Genomic DNA, 4,631 nt, shown 5'->3' with positions numbered 1-4,631 from the left:
GGGGCGATGGTGGCCGTCGAGGCGTCGGAGGACGAGGTCGCGCCGTACCTGGGTGACGCCGTCGCCCTCGCCGCGGTGAACAGCCCGCGCGCGGTGGTGCTGTCCGGCGAGGAGACGGCGGTGCTGGCCGCCGCGTCGGAGTTGGCCGAACGCGGGCACCGGACGCGCAGGTTGTCCGTGTCGCACGCCTTCCACTCGCCGCTCATGGCCCCGGTGCGGGACGGGTTCCGGCGTGCCTTCGACGGGGTCGCGTTCGGCGCGCCCACCATCCCGGTCGTCTCGACGGTGACCGGCGCGGTGACGGACCTGGGCAACGCCGACTACTGGGTGGAGCAGGTCGTCGAGCCGGTGCGGTTCGCCGACGCCGTACGGGCGCTCGCCGACGAGGGCGTGACCGCGTTCGTGGAGGTCGGGCCGGACGGGTCCCTGTCCGGCCTCGCCGAGGGCGGCGCGGGTGACGGGCTCGTGGTGCCGGTGCTGCGCCGCGACCAGGACGAGGAACGCGCGGCGATCACCGCGCTGGCCCGCCTGCACGTCCACGGCGTGCCCGTCGACCGCGCCGCCCCGCACGCCGCCGGTCGGCGGGTCGACCTGCCCACCTACCCGTTCCAGCACACCTGGTTCTGGCCCGGCCCCGCTCGGCGCACCGGCTCGCCCACCGCGATCGGCCTGGCCGACGCCGGCCACCCGCTGCTCGACGGCGCGACCGACCTGCCCGACACCGACGGCCACCTGTTCACCACGAGGCTGTCCAGGCAGACCCACCCGTGGCTGGCCGAGCACGTCGTGGCCGGAGTCGTCCCCGTCCCCGGCACCGCGCTGCTCGACCTCGCCCTGCACGCCGGCTCGCGCACCGGCTGCCCCGGTGTCGCCGAACTGACCCTCGAAGCGCCGCTGGTGCTGCCCGAGCAGGGCGGCGTGCAGGTGCACGTCGTCGTCGGCGCGCCCGGTGCGGGCGGGGCCCGACCGATCGGCGTGTACGGGCGCGGCGAGTCGGGCGACCAGCCGTGGGTGCGGCACGCGACCGGCCTGCTCGACACCCGTCGCGCCGCTCCCGGCGGCGCGTGGCCCACCGGTGGCGAGGACGTCCCGGTCGACGGCGTCTACGAGCGGTTCGCCACCGACGGCTTCGAGTACGGTCCGCTGTTCCAGGGCCTGCGCGCCGTGCGGCGGCACGGCGACGAGGTGGTCGCCGAGGTCGGCTTCACCGGCGACCCGACCGGCTTCGGCGTGCACCCCGCTCTGCTCGACGCCTGCCTGCACGCCGCCGGCCTGGTCGGCTCCACCGACGCGGGCCTGCCGTTCTCCTGGTCCGGCGTCACCCTGCACGCGACCGGCGCGACGGCGCTGCGCGCCCGCATCACGCCCGCCGGCCCGTCGGCGGTGGCGCTGTCCGTCGTGGACGCCGACGGCGGTCCGGTGCTGGACGTCGACCGGCTCGTGCTGCGCCCCGTCCCGGCCGACCTCGGCACGACCAGGGCCCCGCTGTACGCGGTCGAGTGGACCGAGGTTCCCGTCGACGCCGACGTCGACGCCGACGCGGTCGTGCTGCGCGTGGCGTCCGAACCGGGCGAGGACCCGGTGACCGCCACGCACCGGCTCACCGCCGAGGTGCTGGCCGCCCTGCGCGACTGGCCCGCCGACGGACCGCGGCTCGCGGTCGCCACGCGCGGCGCGGTGTCCACCGGCCCGGACGACCCGGTGACCGACCTGGCCGCCGCCGCCGCGTGGGGACTGGTGCGCAGCGCCCAGTCCGAGCAGCCCGACCGGTTCCTGCTGGTCGACGGCGACCCCGACGCCCGGCCGCACGGCGTCGAACCACAGGTCGCCGTGCGCGCCGGCCGCGTGCTCGCGCCGCGCCTGGCACGGGTGCCGGCCGCCGAGCCGGCCGGGTGGGGCGGGCGCGTGCTGATCACCGGCGGCACGGGCGGGCTGGGCGGCGTCGTCGCCCGGCACCTCGTCACCGCGCACGGCGTGCGGGACCTCGTGCTGGTCGGCCGGCGTGGACCGGCCGCGCCCGGCGTCGCCGAACTGGTCGCCGACCTGGGCGACGCGGACACGGCCGTGGTGGCGTGCGACGTCACCGACCGCGCCGACCTGGCCCGCGTGCTGGCCGAGCACCGGCCGGACGTCGTCGTGCACGCCGCCGGCGTGCTCGCGGACGGTGTGCTCGCGTCCCTCACGCCCGACGACCTCGCGGCCGTGCTGCGGCCGAAGGTGGACGCGGCGTGGCACCTGCACGAGCTGCTGCCCGACACGCCCCTGGTGCTGTTCTCCTCGGCCGGCGGGGTGTTCGGCGCGGCCGGCCAGGCCAACTACGCGGCGGCCAACGCGTTCCTCGACGCCCTCCCGTCCGTCCACCGGGGCGCGGTGTCGCTGGCCTGGGGCGCGTGGGCGCTGCCGGCCGGCATGGCGGGCGCGCTCGACGAGGCCGACCTGACCAGGATGGCCCGCGCCGGCCTGCCCGCGCTGACCCCCGACGAGGGCTTGGCGCTGCTCGACGCCTCGGTCGGGGCCGGTCGCGGGGCCGTCGTCCCCGTGCGGCTGGACCCGGCCGCGGTGCGCGCGTCGGGCGTGGTGCCGCCGCTGCTGCGCGGCCTGGTGCGCACCGGCCGGACCGGCGCGGCCTCCGCCGGCGCGGTGGACCTCACCCGCCGCCTCGCCGGCCTCGCGCCCGCCGAGCGCGTGGAGGTCGTCAGCGACCTCGTGCGCGCCCAGGCGGCGCTCGTCCTCGGCCACGCGGGCGCGGAGCTGATCGACCCGACCCGCGCGTTCAGCGACCTGGGCTTCGACTCGCTCACCGCGCTGGACCTGCGCAACCGCCTCGGCGCGGTCACCGGCCTGCGCCTGGCGGGCACGCTCGTGTTCGACTACCCGACCGCCGGCGCGCTGGCCGGGCACCTGCTGGACGAACTGCTCGGCGCGGACGCCCCGGCGGACCTGATCCCGGCCGCGCGGGCGGCGGACGACGACCCGGTCGTGATCGTCGGCATGGCCTGCCGCTACCCGGGCGGCGTGCGGTCGCCCGAGGACCTGTGGCGGCTCGTGGCCGACGGCGTGGACGCGGTGAGCGGGTTCCCCACCGACCGCGGCTGGGACCTCGACGCCCTGGCCGGTGACGGCGCGGGCGCCTCGACCACCCGGCACGGCGGGTTCCTGCACGACGCCGCCGAGTTCGACCCGGGGTTCTTCGGCATGTCCCCGCGCGAGGCGCTGGCCACCGACGCCCAGCAGCGGTTGCTGCTGGAGGTGTCGTGGGAGGCCGTGGAGCGGGCGGGCATCGACCCGGTCTCGTTGCGCGGCAGCAGCACGGGCGTGTTCGCGGGCGTGATGTACAACGACTACCTGGCCGCGCTGAGCGGTGCGGACGGCGACTTCGGGGGCATGGCCGGCAACGGCAGCTCCGGCAGCATCGCCACCGGCCGCGTCGCCTACACGATGGGCCTGGTCGGTCCCGCCGTCACGGTGGACACGGCGTGCTCGTCGTCGCTGGTGGCGCTGCACCTCGCGGCGCAGGCGCTGCGGTCGGGCGAGTGCTCGCTGGCGCTCGCGGGCGGGGTGACCGTGATGTCGACGCCCGGCACGTTCGTGGAGTTCTCCCGCCAGCAGGGCCTCGCGCCCGACGGGCGGTGCAAGTCGTTCTCCGACAGCGCCGACGGCGTGGGCTGGGGCGAGGGCGTCGGCGTCGTGCTGCTGGAACGGCTGTCCGACGCGCGGCGCAACGGCCACGACGTGCTCGCGGTGGTGCGTGGTTCCGCCGTGAACCAGGACGGCGCGTCGAACGGCCTGACCGCGCCGAACGGCCCGTCGCAGCAGCGGGTGATCCGCGCCGCGCTGGCCGGTGCGGGGCTGCGTCCGTCCGATGTGGACTTCGTGGAGGCGCACGGCACCGGCACGACGCTGGGCGACCCGATCGAGGCGCAGGCCGTCATCGCGACCTACGGCCAGGAGCGGGAGCGCCCGCTGCTGCTGGGGTCGGTCAAGTCGAACATCGGGCACGCGCAGGCCGCCGCCGGTGTCGCCGGGATCATCAAGGTGGTCGAGGCGATGCGGCACGGCGTCGTGCCCCGCACCCTCCACCTGGGCGAACCGTCGTCGCACGTGGACTGGTCGGCGGGCGCGGTGGAACCGGTCGCCCACGCCGTGGGGTGGCCGGAGACGGGCAGCCCCCGCCGGGCCGGCGTGTCGTCGTTCGGCATCAGCGGCACCAACGCGCACGTCGTGCTGGAGCAGGCGGAACCGCCCGCCCCGACCCCCGTCCGGGAGGGCGCGCGGGCGGCGCTCTGGACGATCTCCGCGGTGACGCCGGAGGCGGTGCGCGAGCAGGCGGCCAGGCTGGCGGACCACCTGGCCGCCCGGCCGGAGCTGGACCCGGTCGACGTGGGCTGGTCGCTGGCCACCACGCGCAGCCGGTTCGAGCACCGCGCGGCCGTGTGGGGGCCGGAGGGGCTGGCCGCGCTGGTGTCCGGCGACGCGCCGGTCACGTCGGTGCGCGGGGTGGCGAAGGTCGCCTTCCTGTTCTCGGGGCAGGGTGCGCAGCGGCCGGGCATGGGTGTGGGGTTGGCGTCCCGTTTCCCGGTGTTCGCGGAGGCCCTGGACGAGGTGGCGGCGGTGGTGGACCCGTTGTGGGG

The 4,631-nt window shown here is 77.4% G+C and carries 1 protein-coding gene; it reads left to right on the top strand.

Annotated elements, in window-relative coordinates:
- The coding region (locus tag CKY47_RS36685) for an SDR family NAD(P)-dependent oxidoreductase (RefSeq protein ID WP_306750987.1) at nt 1–4,631 on the top strand (4,631 nt) is incomplete at both ends.

The sequence above is a fragment of the Saccharothrix longispora genome, from assembly GCF_030852425.1.
Lineage (GTDB): Bacteria > Actinomycetota > Actinomycetes > Mycobacteriales > Pseudonocardiaceae > Actinosynnema > Actinosynnema longispora.
Note: the sequence above shows the minus strand (reverse complement) of the source record. Positions and strands in the feature narration are given on the sequence as shown.